34 protein-coding genes are annotated in these 26,723 nt (G+C 41.8%); 25 read left to right on the top strand and 9 right to left on the bottom strand.

All coding sequences use genetic code 11. The features are described from left to right. Window positions 1-177 precede the first annotated feature (177 nt). From AMD01_RS13135 to AMD01_RS24945, 13 genes are all read left to right on the top strand, one after another. Window positions 178-2,226, top strand: coding sequence for a glycosyltransferase family 39 protein (locus tag AMD01_RS13135; protein WP_053401887.1), 2,049 nt, complete (start codon window positions 178-180; stop codon window positions 2,224-2,226). A 17-nt stretch (window positions 2,227-2,243) separates the two neighbouring features. Then, window positions 2,244-3,221 (top strand): glycosyltransferase family 2 protein, encoded by a 978-nt coding sequence (locus AMD01_RS13130; protein WP_053401886.1) that lies wholly within the window; start codon window positions 2,244-2,246, stop codon window positions 3,219-3,221. Next, window positions 3,214-3,615 carry a GtrA family protein gene (locus AMD01_RS13125; protein ID WP_053401885.1) on the top strand — a complete coding sequence of 134 codons (402 nt, stop codon included), beginning with the start codon at window positions 3,214-3,216 and terminating at the stop codon, window positions 3,613-3,615. Before AMD01_RS13130 ends, AMD01_RS13125 begins: the two co-directional genes overlap by 8 nt. Beyond that, complete coding sequence (gene galU, locus AMD01_RS13120; RefSeq protein WP_053401884.1) at window positions 3,612-4,499, top strand: UTP--glucose-1-phosphate uridylyltransferase GalU; 888 nt, start codon at window positions 3,612-3,614, stop codon at window positions 4,497-4,499. The genes AMD01_RS13125 and galU overlap by 4 nt, the downstream gene beginning before the upstream one ends. Before the next feature lie 212 nt (window positions 4,500-4,711). After that, window positions 4,712-5,602 carry an HAD family hydrolase gene (locus AMD01_RS13115; protein WP_053401883.1) on the top strand — a complete coding sequence of 297 codons (891 nt, stop codon included), beginning with the start codon at window positions 4,712-4,714 and terminating at the stop codon, window positions 5,600-5,602. Window positions 5,603-5,760: 158 nt separating this feature from the next. Further along, window positions 5,761-7,104 carry a 5'-deoxyadenosine deaminase gene (locus AMD01_RS13110; RefSeq protein ID WP_053401882.1) on the top strand — a complete coding sequence of 448 codons (1,344 nt, stop codon included), beginning with the start codon at window positions 5,761-5,763 and terminating at the stop codon, window positions 7,102-7,104. Window positions 7,105-7,245: 141 nt separating this feature from the next. Continuing rightward, complete coding sequence (chrS, locus tag AMD01_RS13105) at window positions 7,246-7,722, top strand: chromate efflux transcriptional regulator ChrS (RefSeq protein WP_053401881.1); 477 nt, start codon at window positions 7,246-7,248, stop codon at window positions 7,720-7,722. Between the two features lie 20 nt (window positions 7,723-7,742). Next, a complete protein-coding gene (chrB, locus tag AMD01_RS13100) occupies window positions 7,743-8,345 on the top strand; it encodes a chromate efflux transporter ChrB (RefSeq protein WP_053401880.1) in 603 nt (200 codons plus the stop codon). Beyond that, window positions 8,342-8,881 (top strand): chromate efflux transporter ChrA, encoded by a 540-nt coding sequence (gene chrA, locus AMD01_RS13095; RefSeq protein WP_053401879.1) that lies wholly within the window; start codon window positions 8,342-8,344, stop codon window positions 8,879-8,881. Before chrB ends, chrA begins: the two co-directional genes overlap by 4 nt. 177 nt (window positions 8,882-9,058) lie before the next feature. Beyond that, complete coding sequence (locus AMD01_RS13090; RefSeq protein WP_053401878.1) at window positions 9,059-9,427, top strand: DUF2089 domain-containing protein; 369 nt, start codon at window positions 9,059-9,061, stop codon at window positions 9,425-9,427. 14 nt (window positions 9,428-9,441) lie between these two features. Beyond that, window positions 9,442-9,822, top strand: a complete 381-nt coding sequence (locus AMD01_RS13085; protein WP_053401877.1) for an SHOCT-like domain-containing protein — start codon at window positions 9,442-9,444, stop codon at window positions 9,820-9,822. A gap of 8 nt (window positions 9,823-9,830) precedes the next feature. Further along, window positions 9,831-10,124, top strand: a complete 294-nt coding sequence (locus AMD01_RS13080; protein ID WP_157052728.1) for a hypothetical protein — start codon at window positions 9,831-9,833, stop codon at window positions 10,122-10,124. Between the two features lie 70 nt (window positions 10,125-10,194). Next, window positions 10,195-10,320: a hypothetical protein gene (locus AMD01_RS24945; RefSeq protein WP_281176878.1), complete on the top strand. Its 126-nt coding sequence runs from the start codon at window positions 10,195-10,197 to the stop codon at window positions 10,318-10,320. Window positions 10,321-10,503: 183 nt separating this feature from the next. Here AMD01_RS24945 and AMD01_RS13075 read toward each other — a convergent pair whose 3' ends face one another. Genes AMD01_RS13075 through AMD01_RS13065 form a run of 3 tightly spaced genes read right to left on the bottom strand, consistent with a single transcriptional unit; the run spans window position 10,504 to window position 14,480 of the window. Continuing rightward, window positions 10,504-11,601: a GerAB/ArcD/ProY family transporter gene (locus tag AMD01_RS13075; RefSeq protein WP_053401875.1), complete on the bottom strand. Its 1,098-nt coding sequence runs from the start codon at window positions 11,599-11,601 to the stop codon at window positions 10,504-10,506. A gap of 49 nt (window positions 11,602-11,650) precedes the next feature. After that, the gene (locus tag AMD01_RS13070) at window positions 11,651-12,862 is read right to left on the bottom strand and encodes a Ger(x)C family spore germination protein (protein ID WP_053402013.1); all 1,212 of its coding nucleotides are present in this window, start codon (window positions 12,860-12,862) and stop codon (window positions 11,651-11,653) included. Then, a complete protein-coding gene (locus AMD01_RS13065) occupies window positions 12,852-14,480 on the bottom strand; it encodes a spore germination protein (RefSeq protein ID WP_053401874.1) in 1,629 nt (542 codons plus the stop codon). Before AMD01_RS13065 ends, AMD01_RS13070 begins: the two co-directional genes overlap by 11 nt. Window positions 14,481-14,617: 137 nt before the next feature. On the opposite strand from AMD01_RS13065, the gene AMD01_RS13060 reads away from it, so the two are divergent. The 3 genes from AMD01_RS13060 to AMD01_RS13050 all read left to right on the top strand — a co-directional run bounded on the left by AMD01_RS13060 (window position 14,618) and on the right by AMD01_RS13050 (window position 16,123). Continuing rightward, window positions 14,618-14,842, top strand: coding sequence for a YczF family membrane protein (locus AMD01_RS13060; RefSeq protein ID WP_053401873.1), 225 nt, complete (start codon window positions 14,618-14,620; stop codon window positions 14,840-14,842). Window positions 14,843-14,907: 65 nt separating this feature from the next. Next, on the top strand, window positions 14,908-15,375 hold the full coding sequence (locus AMD01_RS13055; RefSeq protein ID WP_053401872.1) for a hypothetical protein: 468 nt from the start codon (window positions 14,908-14,910) through the stop codon (window positions 15,373-15,375). 190 nt (window positions 15,376-15,565) lie between these two features. Next, complete coding sequence (locus tag AMD01_RS13050) at window positions 15,566-16,123, top strand: GNAT family N-acetyltransferase (protein ID WP_053401871.1); 558 nt, start codon at window positions 15,566-15,568, stop codon at window positions 16,121-16,123. Window positions 16,124-16,157: 34 nt separating this feature from the next. Here the strand turns inward: AMD01_RS13050 and AMD01_RS13045 are convergent, their stop codons facing one another. After that, window positions 16,158-16,724, bottom strand: a complete 567-nt coding sequence (locus tag AMD01_RS13045; RefSeq protein WP_053401870.1) for an SGNH/GDSL hydrolase family protein — start codon at window positions 16,722-16,724, stop codon at window positions 16,158-16,160. 131 nt (window positions 16,725-16,855) lie between these two features. On the opposite strand from AMD01_RS13045, the gene AMD01_RS13040 reads away from it, so the two are divergent. Continuing rightward, on the top strand, window positions 16,856-17,677 hold the full coding sequence (locus tag AMD01_RS13040; RefSeq protein ID WP_053401869.1) for an SDR family oxidoreductase: 822 nt from the start codon (window positions 16,856-16,858) through the stop codon (window positions 17,675-17,677). A gap of 39 nt (window positions 17,678-17,716) precedes the next feature. Here AMD01_RS13040 and AMD01_RS13035 read toward each other — a convergent pair whose 3' ends face one another. Next, complete coding sequence (locus tag AMD01_RS13035; RefSeq protein WP_053401868.1) at window positions 17,717-18,259, bottom strand: GNAT family N-acetyltransferase; 543 nt, start codon at window positions 18,257-18,259, stop codon at window positions 17,717-17,719. 31 nt (window positions 18,260-18,290) lie between these two features. Further along, a complete protein-coding gene (locus tag AMD01_RS13030; protein WP_053401867.1) occupies window positions 18,291-18,848 on the bottom strand; it encodes a sugar O-acetyltransferase in 558 nt (185 codons plus the stop codon). Window positions 18,849-19,039: 191 nt separating this feature from the next. On the opposite strand from AMD01_RS13030, the gene AMD01_RS13025 reads away from it, so the two are divergent. Then, window positions 19,040-19,768: a DsbA family oxidoreductase gene (locus AMD01_RS13025; RefSeq protein ID WP_053401866.1), complete on the top strand. Its 729-nt coding sequence runs from the start codon at window positions 19,040-19,042 to the stop codon at window positions 19,766-19,768. Between the two features lie 46 nt (window positions 19,769-19,814). On the opposite strand, the gene AMD01_RS13020 is transcribed toward AMD01_RS13025, so the two are convergent. Both AMD01_RS13020 and AMD01_RS13015 read right to left on the bottom strand, forming a co-directional pair. Beyond that, entirely contained in the window at window positions 19,815-20,012 is a 198-nt protein-coding gene (locus AMD01_RS13020) for a hypothetical protein (RefSeq protein WP_053401865.1), read from the bottom strand. 60 nt (window positions 20,013-20,072) lie between these two features. Then, complete coding sequence (locus AMD01_RS13015) at window positions 20,073-20,987, bottom strand: DMT family transporter (protein WP_053401864.1); 915 nt, start codon at window positions 20,985-20,987, stop codon at window positions 20,073-20,075. Between the two features lie 141 nt (window positions 20,988-21,128). Here AMD01_RS13015 and pdxR point away from each other — a divergent pair, with 141 nt between their 5' ends. Next, window positions 21,129-22,556 carry a MocR-like pyridoxine biosynthesis transcription factor PdxR gene (pdxR, locus tag AMD01_RS13010; RefSeq protein ID WP_053401863.1) on the top strand — a complete coding sequence of 476 codons (1,428 nt, stop codon included), beginning with the start codon at window positions 21,129-21,131 and terminating at the stop codon, window positions 22,554-22,556. 123 nt (window positions 22,557-22,679) lie between these two features. Here pdxR and AMD01_RS13005 read toward each other — a convergent pair whose 3' ends face one another. Next, on the bottom strand, window positions 22,680-23,090 hold the full coding sequence (locus tag AMD01_RS13005; protein ID WP_053401862.1) for a YjdF family protein: 411 nt from the start codon (window positions 23,088-23,090) through the stop codon (window positions 22,680-22,682). Between the two features lie 261 nt (window positions 23,091-23,351). Between AMD01_RS13005 and AMD01_RS13000 the strand changes: the two genes are divergently transcribed. The 6 genes from AMD01_RS13000 to AMD01_RS12975 all read left to right on the top strand — a co-directional run. Continuing rightward, window positions 23,352-23,771 (top strand): organic hydroperoxide resistance protein, encoded by a 420-nt coding sequence (locus tag AMD01_RS13000; protein ID WP_053401861.1) that lies wholly within the window; start codon window positions 23,352-23,354, stop codon window positions 23,769-23,771. A 161-nt stretch (window positions 23,772-23,932) separates the two neighbouring features. Continuing rightward, window positions 23,933-24,595, top strand: a complete 663-nt coding sequence (locus AMD01_RS12995; protein WP_053401860.1) for a type 1 glutamine amidotransferase domain-containing protein — start codon at window positions 23,933-23,935, stop codon at window positions 24,593-24,595. 110 nt (window positions 24,596-24,705) lie between these two features. Then, on the top strand, window positions 24,706-24,993 hold the full coding sequence (locus AMD01_RS12990) for a putative quinol monooxygenase (protein WP_053401859.1): 288 nt from the start codon (window positions 24,706-24,708) through the stop codon (window positions 24,991-24,993). A gap of 61 nt (window positions 24,994-25,054) precedes the next feature. Continuing rightward, a complete protein-coding gene (locus tag AMD01_RS12985; protein ID WP_053401858.1) occupies window positions 25,055-25,927 on the top strand; it encodes a LysR family transcriptional regulator in 873 nt (290 codons plus the stop codon). Between the two features lie 61 nt (window positions 25,928-25,988). After that, a complete protein-coding gene (locus tag AMD01_RS12980) occupies window positions 25,989-26,276 on the top strand; it encodes a hypothetical protein (protein WP_157052726.1) in 288 nt (95 codons plus the stop codon). A gap of 172 nt (window positions 26,277-26,448) precedes the next feature. Further along, window positions 26,449-26,723, top strand: a 275-nt coding sequence (locus AMD01_RS12975) for a helix-turn-helix domain-containing protein (RefSeq protein ID WP_169775963.1), incomplete at its 3' end; no start/stop codon positions are given.

Genomic DNA, 26,723 nt, shown 5'->3' with positions numbered 1-26,723 from the left:
GAAGTCATACAAAAGAAGAGTATCCAATGGATGCTCTTCTTTTTATTTACCTGTTACGTGAAGATAAAGCGCAAGAATGTCCTTATCGAAGAAACTTTGAAAAAACATTCCAACGTTCATATTCAGTTCACAGAGTCGTTTTATAGTACTCGTAGATAAGAAAAAGGAGTGAAAATAATGAAACAAGCAAAAACAAGGCGGTTTGATTTTGTACTCATCCTTATTATGTTGATCGCCGCTTTTTTAAACATTTTTAATATATGGAAGGATGACTATGTGAATCCGTATTATACGGCAGCGGTGAAAAGTATGCTTCAAAGCTTTCATAATTTCTTCTTTGCATCCTTTGATCCCGCGGGATACGTCACGGTCGATAAACCGCCCGTTGTGTTTTGGATTCAAACGGTTAGCGCATATATTTTTGGCTTCCACGGATGGAGCGTTATTTTACCACAGGCGCTAGCAGGAGTTGGTTCTGTCTTACTCATTTATCTTCTTGTAAAACCAAGCTTTGGTAAAACAGCTGCTCGATTATCAAGCTTAGTTATGGCTTGTACGCCGATCGTGGCCGCTGTGAGTCGAACAAACAATATTGATAGCATGCTAGTGTGTACGCTTTTAGTCGCTACGTGGTTATTGTTTAAGGCAACGAAAAAAGGAAAGCTGATGTGGCTGCTTGCATCGTTTGCGGTTGTGGGAATCGGCTTTAATATGAAAATGCTACAAGCGTACATGATTTTACCAGCTTTTTATCTATTTTACGTACTAGCTACGAAGATCAATTGGAAGAAGAAGCTTGGTTTTTTAACGACAGCTACAGCCGTACTACTTGCTGTATCTATTTCGTGGGCACTCGTTGTGGATGCTATTCCAGCTGACAAACGCCCATACATGGGGAGCAGTCAAACAAATTCTGTTCTAGAGCTTGCGTTTGGCTATAACGGCGTCTCTCGTCTAACTGGGCAAAACGGTCCTGGTGGTGGCGGAAACATGCCGAATGCAAAGCAAATGCAAAAGATGATGGAAAACGGTAATGCACCTCAAGGCATGCCGGGGAATTTAACGAAAGCGCAGCAGAAGGAAATGCAGAAGCAAATGGAAAAGCAAGGCATGACGCCACCACAAATGCCTGGAGGAAATAATAATCAAGCAGGAAATCCACCGCAGATGTCTGGTGAGAATGGAAAGGGAACGCCTCCTCAAATGGGAAAACAAAGCGGTGGAATGTTTGGAACAGGAACACCTGGAGCACTTCGCTTATTTAAAACAGGTCTTTCCGAGCAAATTAGCTGGGTTCTGCCATTTGCGATTATGGCTGCAATTGGGTTCCTCTCTACATTTAGACGAAAACAAAAGCTTAAGAGAAAACAAAAAGAAAGCTTGTTCTGGATGGCATGGTTAGTTCCGATCGCGGGCTTTTTCAGCGTAGCAGGATTCTTTCATCAATATTATCTTATTATGCTTGCCCCAGCGATCTCAGTCCTAGTGGGTGCGGGATGGACAACATTGATGCAAATGTACCGAAATCGTGAAGGCTGGCGAGCTTGGTTATTGCCAGCTGGACTTCTTGGAACAACGATTTTTCAGCTGTACATGCTGATGCCGACGGTTGATACGATTGGAAAAGGGTTGATCATCGGAGTGGGCGTAGCAGGCATTCTGTTATCAGCCGTACTTCTATTCAAAAAAGAACGCAAAAACCGAGCATCGTTTTTTGTTTCGCTTGCCGCGCTGTTTGTGCTTCTTGTAGCGCCACTGTTTTGGGCGGCAACACCGATTATTTATGGCGGCAACAGCATGCTTCCAGAAGCAGGTCCTACATCAAGTACTGCAGGTGGAATGGGAAGAGGCATGCTGGGTGGTCAAACAGATGCGAAAACGATTACGTATCTAACCGAACACAATACAGGAGAAAAATACCTGTTTGCGACAACGGATTCAAATACCGCATCACCATACATCATTGAAACAGGAAAAGCGGTCATGGCAATGGGAGGATTTTCAGGATCGGATCCGATTATGACCGTGTCTAAACTGAAAAAAATGGTCGCAAACGGCGAGGTGAAATACTTCTTACTATCATCAGGCGGACGAGGTAAAGCAGGAAATTCAGATGTACTGAACTGGATTACGAAAAACGGAAAAGAAATATCATCAAGTAAATGGCAATCAACAAAAACGTCATCCCCAATGGGTGGATCATTAAAATTATACGAAATTCAATAATAAAGGGAGGAGTTTAAATGAAAAAACATGTGCGCTATTCCATTGTGATCCCTGTCTACAATGAAGAGGCCGTTATTCATGAAACCTATCGTCGTTTAAAATCAGTGATGAATTCGACAAAGGAAGCTTACGAGCTTCTCTTTGTCAATGACGGTAGCCGAGATCAAACCGCCGCTATTTTAAAGGGATATAGCGACGGGGACGATTCGGTCAAACTGATCGACTTCTCACGAAACTTCGGTCATCAGATTGCGATTACGGCTGGGATGGATTATGCAAGAGGAGAAGCGATTGTCGTAATTGATGCTGATCTACAAGATCCACCAGAGCTGATTTTAGAGATGATTGAGAAATGGAAGGAAGGCTATGACGTGGTGTACGCAAAGCGCGTGCAGCGAAAAGGCGAAACGTTTTTCAAAAAGCAAACGGCCTCTCTCTTTTACCGTATTTTACGTGCGTCAACGGATGTCGATATCCCCGTTGATACGGGGGACTTTCGTTTAATTGATCGCCGTGTTTGTGAAGAAATGAAAGGCATTCAGGAGAAAAACCGCTTTGTTCGTGGGCTTGTTAGCTGGGTAGGCTTTAAGCAGACGGCCGTAGAGTATGTGCGGGATGAGCGATTAGCGGGTGAAACAAAGTATCCGCTTAAAAAAATGCTAAAGCTTTCCCTAGACGGATTGACGACGTTTTCCTATAAGCCACTAAAGCTTGCGACGTATACAGGAAGCCTTCTATCACTTGCTGGATTTATCTATATGTTTATTGTTCTGTATCAAAAGCTCTTCACAGATAGCACCGTGGAAGGATGGGCTTCATTGATTGTTATACAGCTGTTTTTCAGCGGTATCGTGCTGATTTTACTTGGTATTGTGGGTGAATATATCGGGCGTATTTATGACGAAACGAAAAATCGTCCGCTTTATATCGTTCGTGAGTGTTACGGAATGGAGCGAAAAGAGCGCCAAGTAGTAAGTAGTGTTGTACATGAGTAGGTGGTATTCATTTTTGAAGTTTGGTCTTGTCGGTATCGTAAACACCGGCATCGATTTTCTTCTTTTTACATTGCTGACTCTAGGGGGATTTCCGTATATACTTGCTCAAATCATTTCGTACAGCGGTGGTTTAGCGAACAGCTATATGCTAAACCGCTCATGGACGTTTCAGCAAAAAGGAGCGACTTCAAAAAAAGAGGTTATCGCTTTTATAAGCGTAAATCTGATCACGCTTGCTGTGACGTCAGTCTTACTATCAGAGCTTCATCAGCAGCTTGATTGGTCACTCATCGTGAGTAAGTTGGTCGCGACGATTGTAGGAGTTGGCATTAATTATGTTGGCACGCGCTTGGTGTTTGTGCGTGACGTTGAATTTGGAGGAGAGAAAAAATGAAAATAAAAAAAGCGGTTATTCCAGTGGCAGGACTAGGCACGCGCTTTTTGCCTGCAACAAAAGCACAGCCAAAGGAGATGCTTCCGATTGTGGATAAGCCGGCTGTTCAATACATCGTAGAAGAAGCGGTTCAGTCCGGAATCGAAAGCATTATTTTTGTAACGGGAAAAAATAAAAAATCCATTGAGGACCATTTTGATAAATCGATTGAGCTTGAGCAGCTGTTAGAAGAGAAAGGGAAGTATGATCAGCTCAAAGAAGTACAGGGAATTTCCTCGATGGCTACGATTCATTATATTCGTCAAAAGGAGCCGCTCGGACTTGGCCATGCGGTCCTTTGTGCCAAACAATTTATCGGTGACGAACCGTTTGCGGTCCTTTTAGGTGATGATATTATGGTTTCTGATCCACCTGCACTGCAACAGATGATGAAAGTATATGAACAAGCGTCAGCACCTGTTGTAGGGGTTCAGGCCGTGGCAAAAGAGGAAGTAAGCAAATATGGAATCATTCAACCAGGATTTTCACATAACGGGGTATATGAAGTGCGTACTATCATTGAAAAACCAACGCAACAGCAGGCTCCGTCGAACTTAGCGGTTATGGGACGATACATTCTTCCGCCTTCCATCTTTGCGATCCTTGAAACGATTGAACGAGGGGCAGGAAATGAAATTCAGCTAACAGATGCACTTGCAAAAATGTGCAAGCATGAGGGGCTATTTGCTCTAGAGCTAGAAGGGAGCCGCTATGACATCGGTGACAAGCTTGGGTACATAAAAGCGATCATGGAAATAGGTCTGAAACGTACAGAGCTTCGTCCACATTTGGTGTCTTATTTTGAAGCGTTGTTTTGTAAAGAGGTTCAGGGGAAGGGGATCTAGAGAGAGATACGCATTAAAATCGTGTTGTAGATAGTGACGATGAAATAAGCTGAGAGTTGCAATGAGGGATTTACAAACGTTTAATAATAACGCAAAGAGTGCTTTGTGACGGGAAATGGAAGCTGTTCAATAACACACATGCGTTGAGTTTGTTACGTCAAAGGTATATACTTCAAAGTGCATTCTTTTTTACAAAGAGGGGGAAAATCGTTATGGTTACAACACCGAAAGCCATTTTCTTAGATATGGATGGCACTATTTTAAACCGTCAAAATCGTGTAAGCATGGAAACAAAGGAAACAATCGACCGTTTGCGTAAGCAGGGAATTTATGTGTTTATCGCAACGGGAAGAGCGTTTGATGAAATTGCTGAATTAGTGCCTGATGGCTTTGAAGTAGATGGATTTATCACATCAAACGGTATGGCAGGGTATGTAGGCAAAGAAATGGTATTTAAGCATTCCCTTTCCCTTGAACTCGTACACACAATTATTGAAAAAGCACGAGAGCACCGTGTCTATTATGAATTATTTCCATACAACAGCGCGCGCGTAACGTTGAAACAGGATCAAGAATACGTTCTGAACGAAATTAAAGATCCAAAGCCTGAAGATGTTGAAATTAATGAATGGCTTTCACGTAAAAAAGCGATCCAAGAAGAAATCGACTGGAAGGATCGTGTGGAAGGCAGTGAGTTTTCAAAGTTTTATTTCTTTGCACGAACAACCACACATATTAATGCATTTAAAGACGAGCTTGAAAAATTAAAGCAAGACACCGATTTTTCAACGTCTACGTCCTCACATCATAACGTAGAGGTTATGGTCGCAAACGTGAATAAAGCAACGGGTATTCAGCAGATGCTGAAGCACTTTGGTTTGTCTTCTGACGGAATTTTAGCGATTGGTGACAGCAACAATGATTTGCCAATGTTTCAGTTTGTAAGCTACGCAGTGGCGATGAAAAATGCGGGCGATCATATTAAAGACGTTGTCGATGAGGTGACAGAATATACGTGCGATGACAACGGCGTTGCTCGTTATTTATCTCAATTTATAAAACAAGCGTCCGCTGAGCGTGAAAGCGAAGCAGCAACCAAATAAGGAAATGAATGAAACACCGATCTAACAAAATCGGTGTTTTTTTATTTGGAAATTTCATGTGAGGTTTCATTACATAAAATGTAAAAAGATTCTCTGAACTCAGTATAATAGTGAGTACTTTACATCAGTGAAGCATACACGGGGAGGAGAACATAGAGATGAAGACGATTTTAATCCGAAATGCTGAAATTGTGACGATGAATGCGAATGAGGAGATTATAACGGGAGATATTTATATTGAGGACGATATCATTAAAGCAGTAGGTCCCAACTTAAACGTCGATCGGGTTGATCAACTGATCGACGGGACAAATCGCACGGTTATTCCAGGGTTTGTGCAAACCCATATTCACTTATGTCAAACGCTTTTTCGTGGAAAAGGCGATGATTTGGAGCTCATGGACTGGTTGAAGCAGCGTATTTGGCCGTTAGAGGCCTCACATGATCAGGAATCGATTTATTATTCTGCGATGCTTGGGATTGGTGAATTAATTCAAAGTGGAACGACAACCATCGTAGACATGGAAACCGTTCACTACACGGATTCAGCTTTTCAAGCAATTGCCGAAAGCGGCATTCGCGCTTTGTCTGGAAAGGTCATGATGGATAAAGGAGATGAAGTCCCGCTTCCGTTACAAGAAAATACATACGACTCGATTCAGAACAGCGTGGATTTAATGGAGAAATGGCACATGTATGAAGGTCGAATTAAATATGCCTTTTCGCCTCGTTTTGTCGTTTCGTGCACAGAGGTACTCCTGCGGGAAGTAAGCGAATTATCCCGCACACATAACATTCATGTTCATACGCATGCCTCTGAGAATCAAGGTGAAATTGCCCTAGTCGAGCGTGAAACTGGGATGCGGAACGTGACATATCTCCATCATCTTGGACTCGCGACAGATCGATTAATTCTCGCTCACTGCGTATGGCTTGATGATGAGGAGAGGAAGATCATTAAGGAAAACGGTGTTCATGTGAGTCACTGTCCCGGTTCAAACTTAAAATTAGCATCTGGAATTGCTGATATTCCCACACTTTTAGATCATCACGTGTCCGTTAGCCTAGGAGCAGACGGAGCTCCTTGCAATAACAACCTAGATATGTTCAACGAAATGAGACTTGCAGCACTCATCCAAAAGCCTGTTCACGGTCCGACGGCGATGAATGCAAGGGCAGTGTTTAAAATGGCTACGATTGGCGGAGCACGAGCGGTAGGGATGGAACATGAAATAGGCAGCATTGAGATTGGCAAAAAGGCAGATATAGCAATTCTTAATCTACGTGATTTTCACACGTATCCATCGTTTGACGTGGACCCTATTTCACGGATTGTGTATTCCGCTACTCGTGCAGACGTCGAAACGACCATTGTAAACGGTCAGATTTTAATGGAAAACCGCCTTATGAGAACGCTCGATAAGGAAATTATTCTACACGAAGCCAACAAATCAATCAAACGCCTTTTACGAAAAATTCCGCATCTATCCGTTTCACGTTAAATACCTCCTCAAAACGGGAGGTTTTCTTTTTGTCTGCTAAAAAAATATTTTCACTTCAAAACGTAACCAAAATCTATTTTTATATTTCGTTTCGTATGTTAGAATAAAAAAGTTCATGAAAGAGATGGGAGATGACCGAAAATGAATTCAGACTATCGCATTCCGGATCTTAAAATTGATGACGTCGATCGAGAAATTTTATCAAAGCTGCACGAAAATAGCCGCGCTTCTTATACGGATATTGGAAAAGAAATTGGCTTATCGCGCGTAGCAGTACAAACGCGCATTAATAACCTTGTCGAACAAGGCGTGATTGAAAAGTTTACGACCGTGATCAATCCAGCGAAAATCGGCATTCATGTGTCGGCTTTTTTTAATGTAGACGTGGAGCCGAAATTTCTAGAAAGCGTAGCAGAACAGCTTGAACAAGAAGATGCGGTTACGAGTTTGTATCATATGACGGGACCGAGCAAGCTACATATGCACGGGATATTTGCAGATAATCAAGAAATGGAACGATTTTTAACAGAGAAGCTTTATAGCGTTGAAGGAGTCGTAAGTGTGGACTGCCAGATCTTAATCAAACGCTATAAAAGTCGCATGGGGATGAAGTTGTAGAGATAGAGGAGGAGACAGCGATGAGAATCTACAAAGAGCTGATAATCGCTATGGTGCGAAGCGGGATTTTAGGGTTTGGCGGAGGTCCGTCCGTAATTCCGCTTATTCGCCATGAAGCGGTGAAGCGATTTAAATGGCTAGAGGATGAAGAATTTGGGGAAACGTATGCCATTGCTAACGCCCTGCCGGGGCCGATCGCCACGAAGATGGCTGCGTATCTAGGGTATAAGCTAAAAGGAACGGTAGGAGCGATTGTTGCGACACTGGCCCATATTTTGCCGTCAAGTTTAGCGATGATCGTACTGTTTGCACTAGCAGATGCGTTAAGCGGATCAGAAGTGGTCGCAGGAATGATTGCGGCAATTACGCCAGTCGTTGGTGTGATGCTTGGTATTATGGCCTATGAGTTTGCTGCGAAAGCGGTGAAGGGTCTTGGAAAAGTATTAGGAGTTATTTTATTTGTGATTAGCTTTGTACTCCTGCAAACCTTGAACGTCCATCCTGGTATTGTCATTATCATTTTTCTTGCATATGGATCCGTTCACTTTAAACTACGGGATAAGTTCAAAAAAGGCGACGGGGATAAAAATGAAAAAGAAAACAAAGGAGGTGCATCAGCATGAATATACTGATTGCCCTGCTTGCAGCGTTTTTTATCGCAAATCTTTTGGGATACGGAGGGGGCCCGGCATCCATTCCGCTTATGTATCAGGAAGTAGTGGAACGATATCACTGGCTGACTAATACAGAGTTTTCAAAAATGCTAGCGCTCGGTAATGCACTGCCGGGACCGATCGCAACGAAAATTGCCGCTTATGTTGGCTATGATATAGGAGGCTGGGTCGGTCTACTTGTAGCGATGTTTGCGACCGTCGTTCCATCAGCCGTTGCATTGATTTTATTATTAAAATTACTGCAGCGTCACCGCCAATCAAAAGTCGTAAAAGGAATGACGCTACTCGTACAGCCCGTTATCGCAATTATGATGGTGATTTTAACGTGGGAGATGGGAAGAGATTCCGTTGTGTCACTTGGAGTGATTCAAACTGTCGTTATTGGTCTTATTTCGCTCGTAGCGATGACAAAATTCAAGGTGCATCCAGCCATTCTCATCTTAATTGCCTTTGCATACGGTGGTCTAGTCGTTCCGCATATTTAAGTTAAAAAGCATTCTTCATATGAAGGATGCTTTTTTGTATGTTTGTTTTTATATATTTAAAACAAATATTAATTTTATTAATTTATATAAAATAAAAAGTTAAAAAATTAATTTATATATTGATTTATTTCATTAAGGCATTATATAATGATACCATATTAAGGAAAGGAGCTTGTTATGAGTTATACAGTTTTAACAAGTTGTCCGGTGTGCAGTCATTCCTTAAATGTAACAAAGCTGCACTGCGGTCACTGTCAGACGACGATTGAAAATAATTTTCAGCTTTCAAAGCTTGCTTCTTTATCGGCAGAGCATCTGCAGTTTGTGGAGACGTTCCTTGTTTGTCGCGGAAATATTAAAGAAGTGGAAAAGGAGCTCGGTATTTCGTATCCAACGGTTCGTGGAAAACTGTCCGAAATTATTCAAGCACTCGGTCATCAAGCAGAAGTACCAAAAAAACCAGAGCGAGACGAGAAAAACATCGTATCAATGCTTGAAAAAGGCGAAATTTCAGCAGAAGAAGCACTTAAAATGTTAAAAAAATAATAGGGGGATGAACGATGAAAGAGGAAATCGCAAAAGTATTAACAATGGTGCAAGAGGGACGAATTGATTCAGATAAAGCGGCCGAACTTATTAGCGTATTGAAAGAAAAAGAAAAAGAAACAGCAGTAGCGGTATCTCCTTACTCAGATCGTACGCTTCGGATTCGGGTCATCTCAAGCGATAAGGATAATGTGAGCGTTAATTTACCGATTAAACTCGTAAAAGCCGTTTTAAATGCAGGTCATGGCATTGCGAAAAATATCCCTCAAGCGGAAAAGTACGTGAAAGATTTGGATATTGATCTGTTGATTACTGCGATTGAGCAAGAATTAGTAGGGCAAATTGTTGATGTGAAATCTGCTGACGGTGATACTGTCGCTGTGTATATCGAGTAGGGAAGTCGATGATGAAGGTGCGTGTGCAAGTAGAAAATCGTCGACAAATTACGGTTCCGCTTCCTTTTGCAGTTCTGCGACTTTTAGGGGCAGTCGTTTCGTCAAAATTCGTTTGGAAGCAGGCTAATCGTTGGGTGAATCACTCCAAAAACAAAGAATACGAAAAATGGCTGCTTGCGATGGATGCCACGATGATTCGGCAGGTTGTTCGCTCCTTTTTAGCTGAATTGAAGCAGCACAAAGGGTTAGTTCTCGTTGACGTTGCGCTTGAAGATGGAACAAAGGTGAAGGTTCAGCTATAAGCCATAGAGGTGTAAAATAGTCCTTATTTTTAATGAGGGCTATTTTATTTTAACAATTGAAGCAAAGGCAATGAGTGAAAAAATTGGCTCAGAGCGAGTGATGCAAAAAGTCGGAATGACGCTAGAAGGTACTATTCGTAAAGGAATGACGGGATCTACGTTTGTATTTTATTTTAAAAGAAGAATTCGTACATGAATAAATCTAAAGCAGCTTGTTCATCACAAGCTGCTTTGATGGATTAAGAGTTGGCGTTTGCTTTTTTTATGCTTTTATAGCCATAGAGAATTAAAAAGCCTCCAAGGCCTATGAGACATGTTAATGGAAACAAAACGGTATTAATAAAGTGATCGTAAATCCATGCGTACATCCATTGCCACCTCAGTTCAGTTTGAGACGCCGTTTAATATAGACAACGAGAAGTAAAAAACTTGGAAACAAGACTAAAAACGGCATATGTAATTTTAACGGCGTAACGCGTAGTCCTTCATATAGATGCTCAGGAAAGTTACTCGCAATAATCATTGATGTAAATAAAATTACGAGACCGAGCGGGTATGAAAGCCGAGAGGGAGATTTGATGTTAAATAAATCTGCTGTCCCCATCATTGATGCATAAAATAAGATGCCTATTTTGAAGAAGATTCCAATCACAAGCGCAAGCATAAAAAATACGTCTAATCGCTCCAAAAAATCCGCTACTTGAATACTTTGAACTGTTGATAGAAGGGGGAACTGAGAGCGAGAAGCAAGATCCACTCCAAGAACGGTCACATTAATAAGCGATGTAATCGTTAAGTTAATTCCAGTAAGTCCGGTTGCACAAATCATCGTGAATTTTGCTTTTTTCGGATGTTTTAAGTACGGAAGAATCATGGTGAAAACAATTGATTCTCCGAACGGGAAATACAGTGTTTCAGTAAAAGTGGTATTCAGAACAGGTCCTAGTCCATCCCCGAGAGTCGGCTGTAAATTTGATAAGTTAATGAGACCTGAAAAAATAATTAAGATAAAGCCAATTACAGCGAGAATATAAAGAAACATGAATAGGAGCTCACCAGATCGTGCAAGTACTTCAATGCCTTTACGGATGGTATAAATAATGACAAGCATTAGCAACGCATTCATAATGAACAGCGGCGTATCAGGATAGGCGAACGTTAAAAGCATTTCGCCGAAGTCACGCAGCACCCGAGAAGAATTGTACATGAAATAGAGAAGATAAATGAACGCCACGGTTTTGCCAACGTGTTTTCCTAATATTTTTTGAACATACGTAGTAGGTAGTACGTCAGGGTAATGGCGATACAGCTGATAATAAATAATCATGAGCGCGAAGCTACAGACGCTCCCTAAAAAAATGGCTAGCCAAACGTCTTGCTTAGCTCGCATTCCTAGTGGAACGAGTAGGGCACTTCCAAGCTGAAAGAGCACCATTAAAATAAACAGCTGACTGGCACTTATCTTCGCCTTTTCCATGGAGAAAAACCTCCTTTCAAATGATCCTGCAAATTCGGAGTAAAATTCGTTACTTAGAAAGAAATGACCTATTACGAAGCCCTGTACGACGAATATACGCTTCTACTGAGACTTTCACAGCTGCCTTAGGAAAGTATTCACTATTCCATCTGTCTCCGATTTCCTTCCATTCTTGAGGGTGGTTGCGATACATGTCAGAACCGAAGCCAAAATAGTCGACGCCGTGCTTTTGACCATTTCGTATAGCTTCACCAATATCACTTTCAATTTGCTTTGCCAGAGCATGTTGTATTTTCACAACCTCAGTCGGATTTGAGAGTTCCACCGGGACGTCCAATTCACTAATATCTCCTTCTACGCGACTGTGAACAAATAAAGTAGGCATTCCGTTTTTAATGTGGGTTGAAATCTTTGTTTTTTGTCTAACCGTTTGATAGGCAATCACTTCCTTTTTTCCGTTCCAGTCGATATTGAAGTCAGTGCCGTGTATTCTATCAATGACCCAGACAGTACCTCGTGCTTTATCTCCGTATAGCCAATCAATTAATTTGCCATCCTTCAATACGGCGATCCCATCTGAGCGAAGGGTGGACTTTGGTGCACTTTGTTGGAGATTCATCAGTTGTTTTGAATTTTCAACATTGCCGACCAGCTTGAACCCTGACACAAGTGTTCCTTTCCCTGGTGCTTTTAAGTTCACCATCACGTCTTTAAGTGATGATTTGATATTGTGTCCCCAGCGTTTTTCGGTTATTTCTAATGTTTTATTAATTTTATCGGAAGGTATTTTATCCACTGGAGTCAGGGTTTCTACTAAATCGGCAGCGCTTGAGCCATTCGCAATAACAAAGGTAGCGGTAGTCCGAAACTCAGGGTCACGATCAAGCCCATCAATCAGTTTCTCTACTCCTTCTTCTCTCGCCATCTTTTCTCCAATCACCACTAAGTTTGTATGTGCATAATAAAGTCGGCGCGATACATGACCAGAGGCACGGCGGCTTGCTTCCGTTAAGTTATCTCCCGTTGCTTGATAAACGGTAACGGGAGGGCTTTCTGTTCCGCCTCCGCCTCCTTGTAAACTTCCCGCTACGGTACCAGGATTCAAAATTTGAAAGGACAGCAGGTATTTTCCGTCCTTTGTTTTATCGATCCCAAGTGCTGATACAAGAGCGAGATCTGTGAGCTCCTTTTTACTCCAACAACTAGTTAAGAGGGGAGTAAGCAAAACGATTAGAAAGAAGATAAGCCATTTACGTTTCACGATGATCACCATCTTCTGCCTTTTGATTTACAATTCCGCGCGATGCTGGAACATTTGGCCCTTGATCTACCGCTTCTCTCGTAATGTTTTTATCAGCAATTAAGCGTGGTCGCTTTCGCAATGACCACCACGGCAGACGAATTCCCGTATCTCCTATATCACTCATAATGAAAGGAGCAAGTGGGGCCATATAAGGGACACCAAAAGAACGAAGGCTTGAAAGGTGAACGACCATAATTAAGAGCGATAGAATAATGCCATAAAAGCCAAACGTTGCAGCGCTTACCATGAATAAAAAGCGAAGAAGTCGGGCCGAAATGGCGATCGCAAAAGATGGCGTCGCAAAGCTTGCGATGGCTGTGATGGCGACCACGATAACCATCGCAGGGGAAACGATCCCTGCTTGCACCGCCGATTGACCAATAACGAGCGCTCCAACGATGGAAACAGCGGAGCCAATCGTTTTTGGTAAGCGTAGTCCTGCTTCACGTAAAATTTCAAAGGTTACCTCCATGAGTATCGCTTCAACGAAGGCTGGAAATGGAATGGCTTCTCGCTGAGCGGCAATCGCAACAATAAGCTTCGTCGGAACCATCTCTTGGTGAAAGGTTGTGATGGCCACATACGTAGCAGGAGCGATCAGCGAAATAAAAAAAATCATGACGCGCAAAAAGCGAAGAGACGATGCAATATCAAACCGTGCATAATAATCTTCTGCTGATTGAAAGAACTGAATAAATACAGCAGGCGCCAATAAAACAAACGGCGTTCCGTCCACGAAAATCGCAATACGGCCTTCTAGTAAATTGCCCGCTACTGTATCAGGCCGCTCCGTGTGATAGATTGTAGGGAAGGTCGTAAAGGTTTTATCCTCAATGAGCTGTTCGATATATCCCGACTCTAAAATGCTATCAATGTTAATGCGTTTTAGCCGATCTTTTACTTCCTTCACAATCTTCTCATTTGCAATTCCATCAATATACATAATCGACACATCCGTTTTGGTGACGTTCCCGATTTTCATTGACTCCACCCATAGACTAGGGTTTTTAATGATACGACGAACGAGTGAAATATTGGTGGCAAGAGTTTCGTTAAATCCTTCCTTTGATCCTCGTACGACCATCTGTGAACTAGGCTCTGAAATTGCGCGGCGTTCACCGCCTCTTGTATCAACAACTATACACTCTGAATGTCCGTCTACTAAAATTATCGTTTCACCACTCATAAGCGATAAAAAAAAGTCTTCCCATGAAGTGGCCATTGACACGTCACCGAATGCCAAAATATCTTTTTTAATCAGTGATAAGACATTCGCATTTGTAACCTTTTGGTTCAAGTCATCATCTTTCATCATCGATTCCAATAAAAAATCTTGAATGGCTTTTTCATCGACCATTCCATCTACGTATACAACCGCAGTTTGAATCGGCGTCGTGTCCCCGATGCTGAGCTGTCTGATGACAATGTCTGGGCTGTTTCCTGTTTTCTGTTGAATGTAGTCAACGTTCTCCGAAAGAGACGAAAATAGGTGGTCATCAGACGAGGAAGAAGTTTCTTCCGCTTGCTCACTAACACGTTCTTTTTTCGGCTTTGAATGCTTGAAAAAGGAAGGCATGCGTTAAAACCTCCTTTGATTAGACAAGTAGTATGATTCTAGTGTTCGACAAGGTAGGGAATTTTATGTAAAAAATGCTCCTCTCGTTTGTATAGAAAAATGGAATCGCGGGACGATAAAAGCAGAGGAGGCTTACGATGAAGATTTTGCTGATTACTGTCTCGATGTTTGTCTGTTTAGTAGGATTTGCGACGGTGCTGAATATGTTTGAAGGATTTACGCTGTATGAATCACTTCGGAGCACGTTAAGTCCTTTTCGCGTCATGGAGCTAGCAGAAATTGTTGTCTTAATTGTGTTCATTCTATTGTTCGTGGCTGAATCAGCCTACGTTTTAATCAAAAAAAGAAAAAATATGAATTAGCTGGATGCTTTAGATAGTCCTTCTAGAAATGAGAAATGAACGAATGAAGGAGGGTTTCTGTACATATGAAAGGAAAATGGTTGCTTCTTATCTTGCTCGTTGTTCCATGGCTTACGTTAGTGAAAATGGACCGCCATACGTTTAAGCGCTATTTACCTGTGTTAACGTTCAGCTCGCTTGTCATTGCACTAATTAGTGAGCTCTCTCATAAATTTACATGGTGGAAGGTGAAGACCCCGCTCTTTCCTAGTCTAGCAAGTGATATTTCTTTTTTGTTTGGTCCGTTTTTCGTGATTAATTTGTGGATCTTTAAATTTACGTTCGGCCGCTTTTGGCTTTATTTATCAAGCAATATCGTGCTGGATTATCTGTTTGCTTATCCGCTCACTTCTCTAGCAGAGAAGCTGAAGGTTTATCGTATGGTCAACATGACAAGGCTACAGTTGTTTCTCCTATCGGTTGGAACATCAGTGCTGAACTATGGTTATCAATGGTTTCTAAATGATATGATGCGTTCAAAATCTCCAAAATAAATGATTCGGCTAGAAGAAGCACGCTCACTGTCTTTGAGCGCTTCTTTTTTTGTGTTCGTAAGTAAAATTAGTATTTTCAGTCTATTGCTATTTAGAATAAATTGGTATGATTACATATAATAGTGATTTGATGCGTCAGATCGTAGAAATACGAATAGATAGACGAAATGCTACATAGGGGGAGAAGAAGATGAATCCAATTTTACGAGACATTCCAACAGAGTTTTCAACTGATCGATTGCTTATTCGGATGCCGAAACCGGGAGACGGGGCGGTAGTATATGAGGCCATTCAGGCATCGCTTAACGAATTTAAACCGTGGATGCCGTTTGCACAGCGCGAACAGACGCTTGAAGAAACGGAAATTAACATTCGAGAATCATATATCAATTATTTGAAGCGCACAGATCTGCGTCTGCTGGTGTTTTTAAAAGAAACGGGGGAACTTGTTGCGTCATCAGGTTTACACCGAATTGATTGGGACGTTCCGAAGTTTGAAATAGGTTACTGGATTGATACACGACATAGCGGAAAAGGTTACATGACGGAAGCTGTGGAGGGGATTCAACAATTTGCCTTTCAGAAGCTAGGGGCGCGCCGAGTGGAGATTCGATGCGATTCTCGTAATACAAAAAGTCGCGGAGTAGCAGAACGCGCGGGCTTTAATCTAGACGGTATCTTACATAGCGACAGCTTAAGCGTCGAAGGTGATCTGCGAGACACGTGTATTTATTCACTTGCGAAATAAGAAAAGAAAGGAAAAAGCGTAGAGCTTTTTCCTTTTATGTTTGAAGCTGCTGCCACTTTTTCACGATAAGCTCTGATAACAAATCATAGCCTGCTTCGCCGAAATGAAGTCCGTCGTCTTCTATACCTTTTAGCTTTGTTTGATAATCAGACTGTGACAGGAAATGACGATAAAAATCAATGAGGTGACAATTTAATTCAAGCGCTACGTTTTTCACAGCCTGTGCGTACTGACCCAATAAGTTATTTGTTCGATCCGCTTGCTTTTGCTCATCAACAGGAGAAGGCGTGATCAAAATCGTTTTATGAGGTCCAATGAAACGCACGATCGTACGCATATTTTCCGTAAAGGTAGAAAGATCAACAGGTCTTTTTTTCCCTGCATCATTTGCTCCGAACAGTACGGTCACAAAGTGAGGTTGATGAGATAACACGTCCTGTTCGATGCGAGAGAGAGCATCATTTGTGTTATGGCCGGGAACGCCTGCATTGATAACGTTAATCGTCGGCAATCGCTCAGCAATTTTTGATGTTAGCAACGGCTCCGTAAAGCCTTCATGTCTTGCTGTCAGACTATCCCCAAAACAAACGAGTGTCTTCATAGCAGTTCTCCTCCTTTTTTGAATCCATATTATACCATATATTGTCTGCCAATTTGAGTGTGTTTACTATTTCACATAAAGGGTAATTTACTTCTATTAACGACAGATTCACTTTATAGGAGGCTATAATCATGGGAAAATTAGATAATAAAATTGCAGTTATTACGGGTTCAGCAACAGGGATTGGGCAAGCAACGGTCGAGCTGTTTGCATCGGAAGGAGCTACCGTTCTTTGTGCGGACGTCAACACAGATGAGCTTCAAAAGACAGTCGAATCAGTGCAACAAAACGGCGGAAAGGCAGAAGCCTATGAACTAGATGTATCAAGTGAAGATAGCGCCATATCATTTGCGAATCAAGTAAAAGAAAAGTACGGAAAAATTGATGTATTATTCAACAACGCAGGGATTGACGAAGAGGGCGGAAAAGTTCACGAATATCCGGTTGAATTGTTTGATCGCATTATTTCGGTAGATCTTCGCGGGACGTTTTTATGCAGTAAATATCTACTTCCACTTATGATGGAGAACGGCGGTTCAATTATCAACACGTCTTCCATGTCAGGGCAAGCAGCGGATCTAGATCGCTCTGGTTACAATGCAGCAAAAGGTGGAATCAGAAACTTCACGAAAGCAATGGCGATTGATTATGCACGTGACGGTATTCGCGTAAACTCCATTGCACCCGGCACTATCGAAACACCGCTCATTGACACACTCGCAGGAACGAAACAAGACGATATGGGCCAGAAATTCCGTGAAGCAAACAAGTGGATTACGCCGCTTGGACGTCTTGGAGAACCAAAGGAAATTGCCACTGTGGCCTTATTTCTTGCAAGTGATGACAGCTCATACGTCACGGGTGAAGACATTACGGTAGACGGTGGAATTATGGCGTATACATGGCCTGGTAAGATGTTAATTGAAGAGAAGTGGAAAAAGACGACGGAATAAGAAAAAAGCACCTCATACGGGGGTGCTTTTTTGATGTGATCATAGTTTCTTTACTAGTTCAACATCAGCGAATGACTGGGAGCTATGAGTACGGTCACCAAATACGCCTTGAATGCGATCAAGTCCTAGACTCGTCCAAAAACGGAGCGCAGGCCAATTTTTAATCGCAACATTTGCTCTAATCTCAGTATAGTTTGCCTCTTTTACACACTGAAGCAATTGTTCCATCGCTTCACGACCTAATCCTTGACTTTGCAAGCGTTGATCAACATAAAAATATGTAATGTAAAAGACGTCAGATGATGGATGGCCATGATACGTTGCGAGAAGTCCGATGATTTTATGGCTTTCTTTCATCCGAAGCACTTGAATTTTAAAATGATGTTTTGTTCCACCAGGAGGGATGTCACCGGTCGTAAAGCACTGTGTAATATAGTCAGAGTCATAGGTGCGTCCGTCCCATTCTCCAAGATAGCTGCCTTGAAAGTAGAGAGCTTGAACGTCTCCTATTTCTGCTTCCTGTAAATCTCGAACAATAAGCTGATTTGTCTCCCACATGCTCGGTATTAATGTTAATTCCATAGTGTAAATTCCACTTCCATTCGCGTTGTCGTTAGATATTTTCTTTTATCACTCGTGCAGGATTTCCAGCAACCACCACATTGTTTGGGACGTCTTTTGTAACAACAGCACCGGACGCAACGACGACGTTGTCTCCAATGTTGACACCAGGATTAACGATACATCCGCCTCCAAGCCATACGTTATTGCCGATTGTAATCGGCTTGGCGAATTCACGACCGCTGTTTCGTTCTGCGGCATTTAGCGGATGAGTAGCAGTGTAAATATGAACGCCAGGTGCGAGCATGCAGTTTTCCCCGAATGTAACGGAACACACGTCTAAAATAACGCAGTCGAAGTTAGCAAAAAATCCGTTACCAACGCGGATGTTATACCCATAATCACAGCGGAAGTTTGGCTCCATATAAACGTGTTCGCCCGTAGAACCAAACAATTCTTTAATAAGGCCGATGCGTTTTTCATGCTCTGTTTCAGTTGTTTCGTTAAACAAACGAACGAGACGACGTGCGTTGGTACGTTCGGCCATTAGCGTAGGATCTGCTGGATCATACATTTCGCCTTCTAGCATTTTTTCTTTTTCGGTCATCATTTTTATTCCTCCACTTTTCTTAAAATGCGCAATCGTTTGCACTAAAATATAACGCTTACATCCTTTAATTTTAGCGAACAGTGAGCTAAAATGCTATCATTTTATGATGAAATACGCCTAAAGCATTTTTCGTTTGTTTTTCTACAAGGTGTGTTATGATGGGAAATATCTTGAATTAAAGAGGTGTCGATATGAAAATCGAAGTATGGTCAGATTTTGTGTGTCCATTTTGTTATATTGGAAAGCGTCGCCTAGAGCAAGCGCTTGAGGCATTTCCTCATAAAGAAGATGTTGAAGTTGAATTTAAAAGCTTTGAACTAGATCCTAATTCAGCGTTCAATACAGGTCAAAACATTCACGAAATGCTCGCGAAAAAATATGGCATGAGCGTTGAACAAGCGAAACAAGCGAACGTTGGCGTTGGTCAACAGGCAGAAAGCGTTGGGCTAACGTTCAATTTCGATGACATGAAGCCAACAAATACGTTTGATGCGCATCGTTTAGCTAAATTTGCAGAAACAAAGGGACAAGAAAAAGCGATGACGGAAAATCTGCTGCACGCTTATTTTACTGAATCAAAGCACGTAGGAGAGGTAGATACGCTTGCTGATCTTGCAGAAGCATCTGGATTAGATCGCGATGAGGCATTAGTCGTCTTAAACGACAAAAATGCGTTTGCTACGGATGTACGCCAGGACGAAAGCATTGCACAGCAATATGGCATCACGGGCGTTCCGTATTTTGTTATTAATCAAAAGTATGCCATTTCAGGGGCACAGCCAAAAGAAACGTTTGAGAGTGCACTGAAACAAGTATGGGAAGAAGAAAACCCAGCCCCAAAGCTACAGGATTTATCAGGTAGCGGAGCAGAGGATGCGTTATGTGCGGACGGTAACTGCGCAGTGCCACCAAAAAAATAAGTAAAAAAGGACGCTACGAATTGCTAGTAGCGTCCTTTTTTTATCATTATCCGTTTGGTTGCTTAAACGAATCATTCACTTGTCTTAAAAAATCTTCCCCGTACACCTGCTGACTAGTAGAAGCATTTTTTATTCCTTCTTCAGGTTCAAACGTTAATTTTTTCTTTTTAGCTACTCGATCTGCAACTGCTCCAACACCAAGTAATCCTCCGACGATTGCGACTAAAAAAATCCAGATAGGCATAAATAGTTTCCTCCTTCTGAGGTTTCTTTCTTTAATGTTAACACAATTCTGAAAAATTAGTCAAATATTCCTTTTGGATATAATATATTCACCATCCCGTATGGAACGTGTTTTTTGAGGAAGGTGTGTGCAAGCAATACCTAACAGCGTAATGATACCTCCTACAATCGAAAGAAAAGTGGGGACTTCATAGATCCATAACCAAGAAATGACGAAAGTGAAAACAGGAGTCATGTAAAGGGAGGATGTTGCTTCAGAAGCTCCCATTTTGGCCGTAATATAGGCAAGAATGAGGTACGGAATAATAGTTGGAATGATACCTAAGTAAAGAACACTTAGGAGAGAATCTTTTGGGGCGTGTTGCAGGTCACTCCCTATACCAGGTGAGAAGAAAAGCATAAGTAACGCTCCTCCCCATACGGTATACGTAACAAAAGACAAAAATCCATATTTTTTGAGCAGCTTCACTTGAAAAACGAAATACATGCTTTCTGATAAAGCAGCAAGTAGAATGAGTGAAATACCGATCATGGATGCTGACACAGATCCAGATGTAAAGGAGATAAGAGAAATACCAATTATGCTAATGCACGAGCCAAGCCATTTCATTTTACCAATACGCTCACGTACTAAAATGAATGCAAGTAAGGCTGAGAGAATAGGCGTGGTGGAAACGAGTAGACTTGCAATGCCTGCACTTACCGTTTTTTCGCCGATGCTCAACAAAAGATGGTAGCTGGTGAATCCGAGCCCCCCGAGTCCTATAAGAGCTGGAATGTCTTTTGCATCTGGCAACTTTATACCTTTTAGTAGCGCAACACCTAGAAGTAGGAGCGATCCAATGATCAAGCGTAGTAGAACAAGATGCTGAGGGCTGAACGCTTCTAGGGAAACGCGAATCCCTGGAAAGGCTGAGGCCCATATTAAATTTATGAATACTTGCGCGCTGATGATCTGCCAACGTTGATTCCTCAATTGAATTCCCTCCATTTTTAAATAGCCAACCATTTTAAAAAATGATCTGTAATCGTTCCTATCGTAATAAAGGTTTGGTAAAATGTCTTCAACCAGTTAGGAAGAAATAAACCCAACCACTTTGCAAAGAGGAGAGAAGAAATGAATACTACAAAGACGCCTAAATACCAGCAAATTATTCTCTATCTTAAAGAGAAAATAGCAAATGGGGAGTGGCCGATCGGTACAAAAATCCCCAGTCAGCGAGTTCTTGCAAAACAATTCGACGTGAATAGAAGTACAGTTATCACCGCCTTAGAGGAGCTAATGGCAGACGGTTTAATTGAAGGGCAAATAGGAAAGGGTACGGTCGTCATAAATAACACGTGGACACTACTAGCAACCAACTCAACGCCTAATTGGGATTCACGTGTCAAGTCCGGTGTACATAAGCCCAGTCAAAAAATGGTTCAGGAAATTAATGATAAAGAAACGGATGGTACACTCATCCAGCTCAGTAAAGGCGAGCTGTCCCCACAATTATTTCCACTCAATAAAATGAAACAAGTCATGAATGAAGTAACCGAATCGATTACGGCGTTTGGATATGAAGAGCCAAAAGGCTATTTGCCGCTTCGTGAAGCAGTAGTAGAGTATGTGAAAGAAGCGGACATTCATGTGTCTGCAGATTCGGTTCTTATCGTATCAGGTGCTCTTCAGGCATTACAGTTAATTTCGGTTGGAATTTTAGAGAAATCATCCACGGTACTGCTTGAAAAACCATCTTATTTGTATTCCCTTCGTGTATTTCAATCGTCGGGAATGCGCTTAAAAGGGGTAAAGATGGATAAAGAGGGGATATGTTTAGACGCGGTGGAGCGATCGGAAAGAGAGGCGCGTATTTTGTATACCAATCCTTCTTTTCACAATCCAACAGGTACTTTAATGACGAGCGATCGTCGCCGTGGTCTTTTAGATCTTTGTGAGAAAAAACAGCTTCCCGTCATTGAAGATGATATTTATCGAGAACTGTGGCTAGGCGAGCATTGTCCGAAGCCATTAAAGTCAATGGATCGTCATGGACACGTGCTATATGTTGGGAGCTTATCAAAAACGTTAAGTCCAGGGCTACGCATCGGATGGGTCATTGGACCAGAAGCAGTTATCGAACGCCTTGCAGATATTAAAATGCAAATGGATTATGGGTCAAGCTCCTTGTCACAGCGAGTAGCTGCAGAGTGGCTTTCAAGCGGATTGTATTACAGACATGTAGCAGAGGTGAGAAAGGAGTTGAAAAAACGTCGAGACTTTGTAGTTCATCTTGTCAATCAATATTTAAACAACATGGTAACGTATGAAATTCCACATGGGGGGCTATTTCTTTGGTTAAAAATAAATGGGATTATTTCCATGAACGATCTGTATCGAAAAATGCTAGCAAACGGGATTGTTTTAAATCCAGGACAAATGTATGGTGAAGATACCTCGTGCATTCGCCTATCATACGCTTATGCAACGGTTGAGGAATTAGAAAGTGGTATCCAATGCTTAGCAGAGGTCATGAAAAGCCTGATGAAAAACCCAGTTTGATCACACTAGACAGTTAAATTCATTTTCGCTATTTGTATAGTGTGAATAAAACATAGTAGAACATCAAAAAAAGGGGTGCAGCATTTAATCTAATGCTACACCCTTTTTTTTATTGCACCGCGTTTATTTTCCTCTGTGCTTTTTCTTACGCTTAACGACTTTTAACGATCGCTTGCGGGCGGTCTCTTCTTCGCGTTGTTTTCGAGAAACTTTTTTTCGAAGGATCTTTCGGCATTCCAAATCTTCTTTGAGAGCTGCTTGTGCTTTTGTTGAAATACCCGTTTGCTTCGTTGCGTTTGCTGCTTGTCTTGCTAAGCGTTTTGGATTCACGCATTTTTTCGCCTTTGCAAAAGGTGAGACTGACGAATGAACGGTCTGAATGAGTGTCGGCAGTTTGGTATGAATGAAGGTAAGTATTTCTTCATCCTTCGGCTCTGAACCAAACACGTAGCGAACTGCCTTTAAACAATCACTTTCTTCAAATTCGACCACGCCCACCCAAAACGTTTTTTCAAAATAAATGGTTAACATCATGTTATAGCCCCCTCTAATTGAATCAGAGTGATGGACATCCCGAGGGGGGAAGGCTACTGACATTAAAAATGCGTCTGGACTACCAACCAGACTGTGATTTTACACTCTATTTGTTAGTATATAGATTTTCATGGATCGTGTAAATTGTCATGGGATGAAAAAATAATAAACAAAAGTATTGTGTTACACAATTAAATTGTGTACAATTAAATTGTAGATAAGATAATAAACAAAAACAGATAAAAAGGGAGAGATACAGCAATGAAAACATTATATGAAACAACGGTAACAAATACAGGTGGACGTAACGGAGAGGTATTTTCTCCAGACAATATTTTTAATTTGGATGTAGCAACACCACCAGCATTAGGGGGAGAAGCAACAACAGCAACAAACCCTGAACAGCTATTCGCAGCTGGATATAGCGCGTGCTTTAACAGCGCGTTAGAATTTCAATTGAAAAAGCATAAAGTTGAGATCGAAAGCAGCCAAGTAACGGCAACGGTTCGCCTTCTTGCAGATACAAAAGATCAAGGTGTGAAAATTGGCGTATCATTAGAAGCGCACATTGAAGGATTAGACCTTGAAACAGCTAAAAAATACGTGGAACTTGCACATGCATATTGCCCATATTCAAAAGCCATCAGCGGAAACGTTGAAGTTGATGTAAAAGTCATTTAATGATCATAAAACCCTCGAGAAATCGAGGGTTTTTATAATGATTTATCTATAAATATATTTATAGATAGATGTTTATTTTCTAATTTGTATTATAGTGGAAATGGGCTTACAATTAGTCTTGTATTTCACATACACTACGTTATTTTTAGGAGGAACTTATAATGAGTAAACATATATTAATGGTTGTAACAACAGCTGACAAAATGAACGGAGGACATGAGACAGGTCTTTGGCTGTCAGAATTCGGCGAAGCGTACGTTGAGTTTGCAAAAGCAGGCTATGAGATCACAGTAGCAAGTCCAAAAGGTGGAAAAGCACCGGTCGATGATCGCAGCTTAGAAGGCGAAACGCCACAAGAAATTTTAGACACAGCGGTATATCTTGAAAATACGTTGAAATTAGAAAATATTAAAGACGCGTCTGCATACGATGCTATTTTCTTACCAGGTGGACACGGAACAATGTTTGATTTACCAGATAACGAAAAACTGCACGCGCTTCTTCGCGAAGCATATGAAGCAAATAACGTTGTAGCAACTGTATGTCACGGACCAGCAGGTCTTGTGGGAGTAAAACTTTCAGACGGTACACCTCTTGTTGCAGGAAAAGCGGTTACGGGATTCACAGATGACGAAGAGCGTGAAACAACGCTAGATCAATACATGCCGTTTTTACTTGAAACACGCTTACGTGAATTAGGAGGAAAATTCGTTGCGGCAGCAAACTGGACGGATCACCTTCAAGTAGATGGAAACTTAATTACAGGTCAAAATCCACAATCAACGATCAGCGTAGCAAAAGCGGTTGTCAAAACGTTAGCATAAAACACGGGGCCACATATGCCGAGCTTTTTTCATGCATATGTGGCTCTTTTCTTGTATGGTAAAAAGTAAGCTGGAAATACTGGTGATTAAAAAGACGAGGAGGAGATCGAATGAGTGCCATTACGATTAATGCGATTTTAACAGCTAAGCCTGGAAAAGAGGACCTGCTTCTTAAAGAGCTCCAAGCTGTACTAGAGCCGTCCCGTGCAGAAGCAGGCTGTGTTCAATATGTGCTCCATGAATCAATGGAAAAACAAGGGGTATTCGTTTTTTATGAAATTTGGAAAGATGAAGAAGCGCTAAAGGCTCACGTTGAGGCTGATCACTATAAAAATTATCGTGAAAAGACGGCAGATCTCGTAGCGGAACGCCAAGTTTTCCGCTTGCGTCAGATATAATAAAAGAAGCATCGTCTCTATGACGATGCTTTTAACATATCAAAGGAGAGAAAAAAGAAACATGATTGATTTTGAATGGTATCGAAGTTTTATCTCCATCTACAAGCATCGTTCGGTATCCGCTGCTGCAAAGGCTCGCATTTTAACACAGCCTGCGATGAGTCAGCACTTAGCGGCATTAGAGGCAGAGGTAGGAGAGCCTTTGTTTATTCGTGCTACTCGAAAAATGATTCCAACGGATAAAGGAAAAGAGCTGTATACAACGTTAGTGCCGCTCATTGAAAAACTAGAAAGCACCACGCTTGAAATTCGCCACGTAGCCTCTGAGCCACAGACCCCTATTGTTCGAATCGGTTCACCTGGGGAGTATTTTACGAAAAAGGCACTCCCTAGTCTTAAACGCGTAGACAGTCGCCTTTCCATTCAATTTGGCGTTGCGACGAAATTACTAGAGCTGCTGCAAGGTGATGAAGTGGATCTCATCATTACCACTCAAAAGCTTCAAGTACCAGGTATTGAAAGTGTGAAAATAGAGGAGGAGCAGTTTGTTGTAACCGCTCCTTATGACGTTGACTCAACGCTTACCGAAATTGGTGAGATTGAATCATGGTTAGACGAACAGAGATGGCTAAGCTATGGTTTAGAGCTGCCCATCGTACGCCGCTTTTGGCGAGAGCATTTCGGAAAGCGACCGCCCATTCAGCCTTATCATATTATCCCTGACCTGCGCGTTGTGTTAAAAGCAATCGAAGAAGGAATGGGAATTAGCGTCCTTCCTACGTATTTAATTGCGGATTCGCTTGAAGCGAACAAAACGAAAATTCTCTTTCCTCATCTAGCAGTGAACAATACGCTTTACATGGCGTATAAAAATGATGTCAAAGATTATCCGCCCATTCAGCAGGTGCGACATTTGCTGAGTGGAGACGATTGATGTTTGCAATAGGGGAGTAGAATGACTGCAAAAGGTCTAGGCGGGAAACATGGTCATAAAAATGGAATTCAGATACGAAGACGAGTACATGAGCTGTGCTGCAAAAGGTGGTCGCAATATTCATCAACTTCAACGTGAGTTTGATCAGTGGATATACGACCGGGGGAATGACCATCCTTACTGGGAAATTGCGTATATCGATGAAGAGGGAAACGAAGGCTACGGCGTGTCTTTCAGCGGTGAAGCCTTTGTGAATTGGCTGAACAATGTGAAGTTTAGTAAAAGAAAAAAGGTTGCCAGACTGGTGAGTACAGTACCAAGCCACTACAAAAAAGTGCTTCGCTTTTAACAGATTTCCACCAGAAGTCCCCTTCCTCAAGGAACGATAAGGGCGAAGCCCAGTGAGTAGGTGGGGGATGAATGGTGGGTAGGCGTAAGTCTAAAGCGAACATATGTACTTGTTTTCTTTTTCTTTTTTTGGTAAGACAGGAAAATAGTCCTGACAGAAAGGAGTGAATGACGTGAAGGTTCAATTGGAAACACTACACCGAAAAGGAACCAAAAAAACATTACCCGAAGGATGGGTGACGTTTGGGTATCAATATGCGATTTTCCCTACAGACGAGCAGAAAGAACGCTTAAACCGCGCGTTTGGGTGTGAACGTAAAGTCTACAATGAATATGTTGCCCATCTCTACACCGAATTGGAAGCCTCCGGATTTGCAGGTGGATTCATTCGCCATAAGGTTCCAAATTACACAGAATTTACGCGTCGTTTTGCCTTTTTAGATCGTTC

The sequence above is a fragment of the Priestia koreensis genome, assembly GCF_001274935.1.
GTDB lineage: Bacteria > Bacillota > Bacilli > Bacillales > Bacillaceae_H > Bacillus_AG > Bacillus_AG koreensis.
The sequence above is the reverse complement of the archived record's forward strand: the minus strand, read 5'-3'. Positions and strand labels throughout refer to the sequence as shown.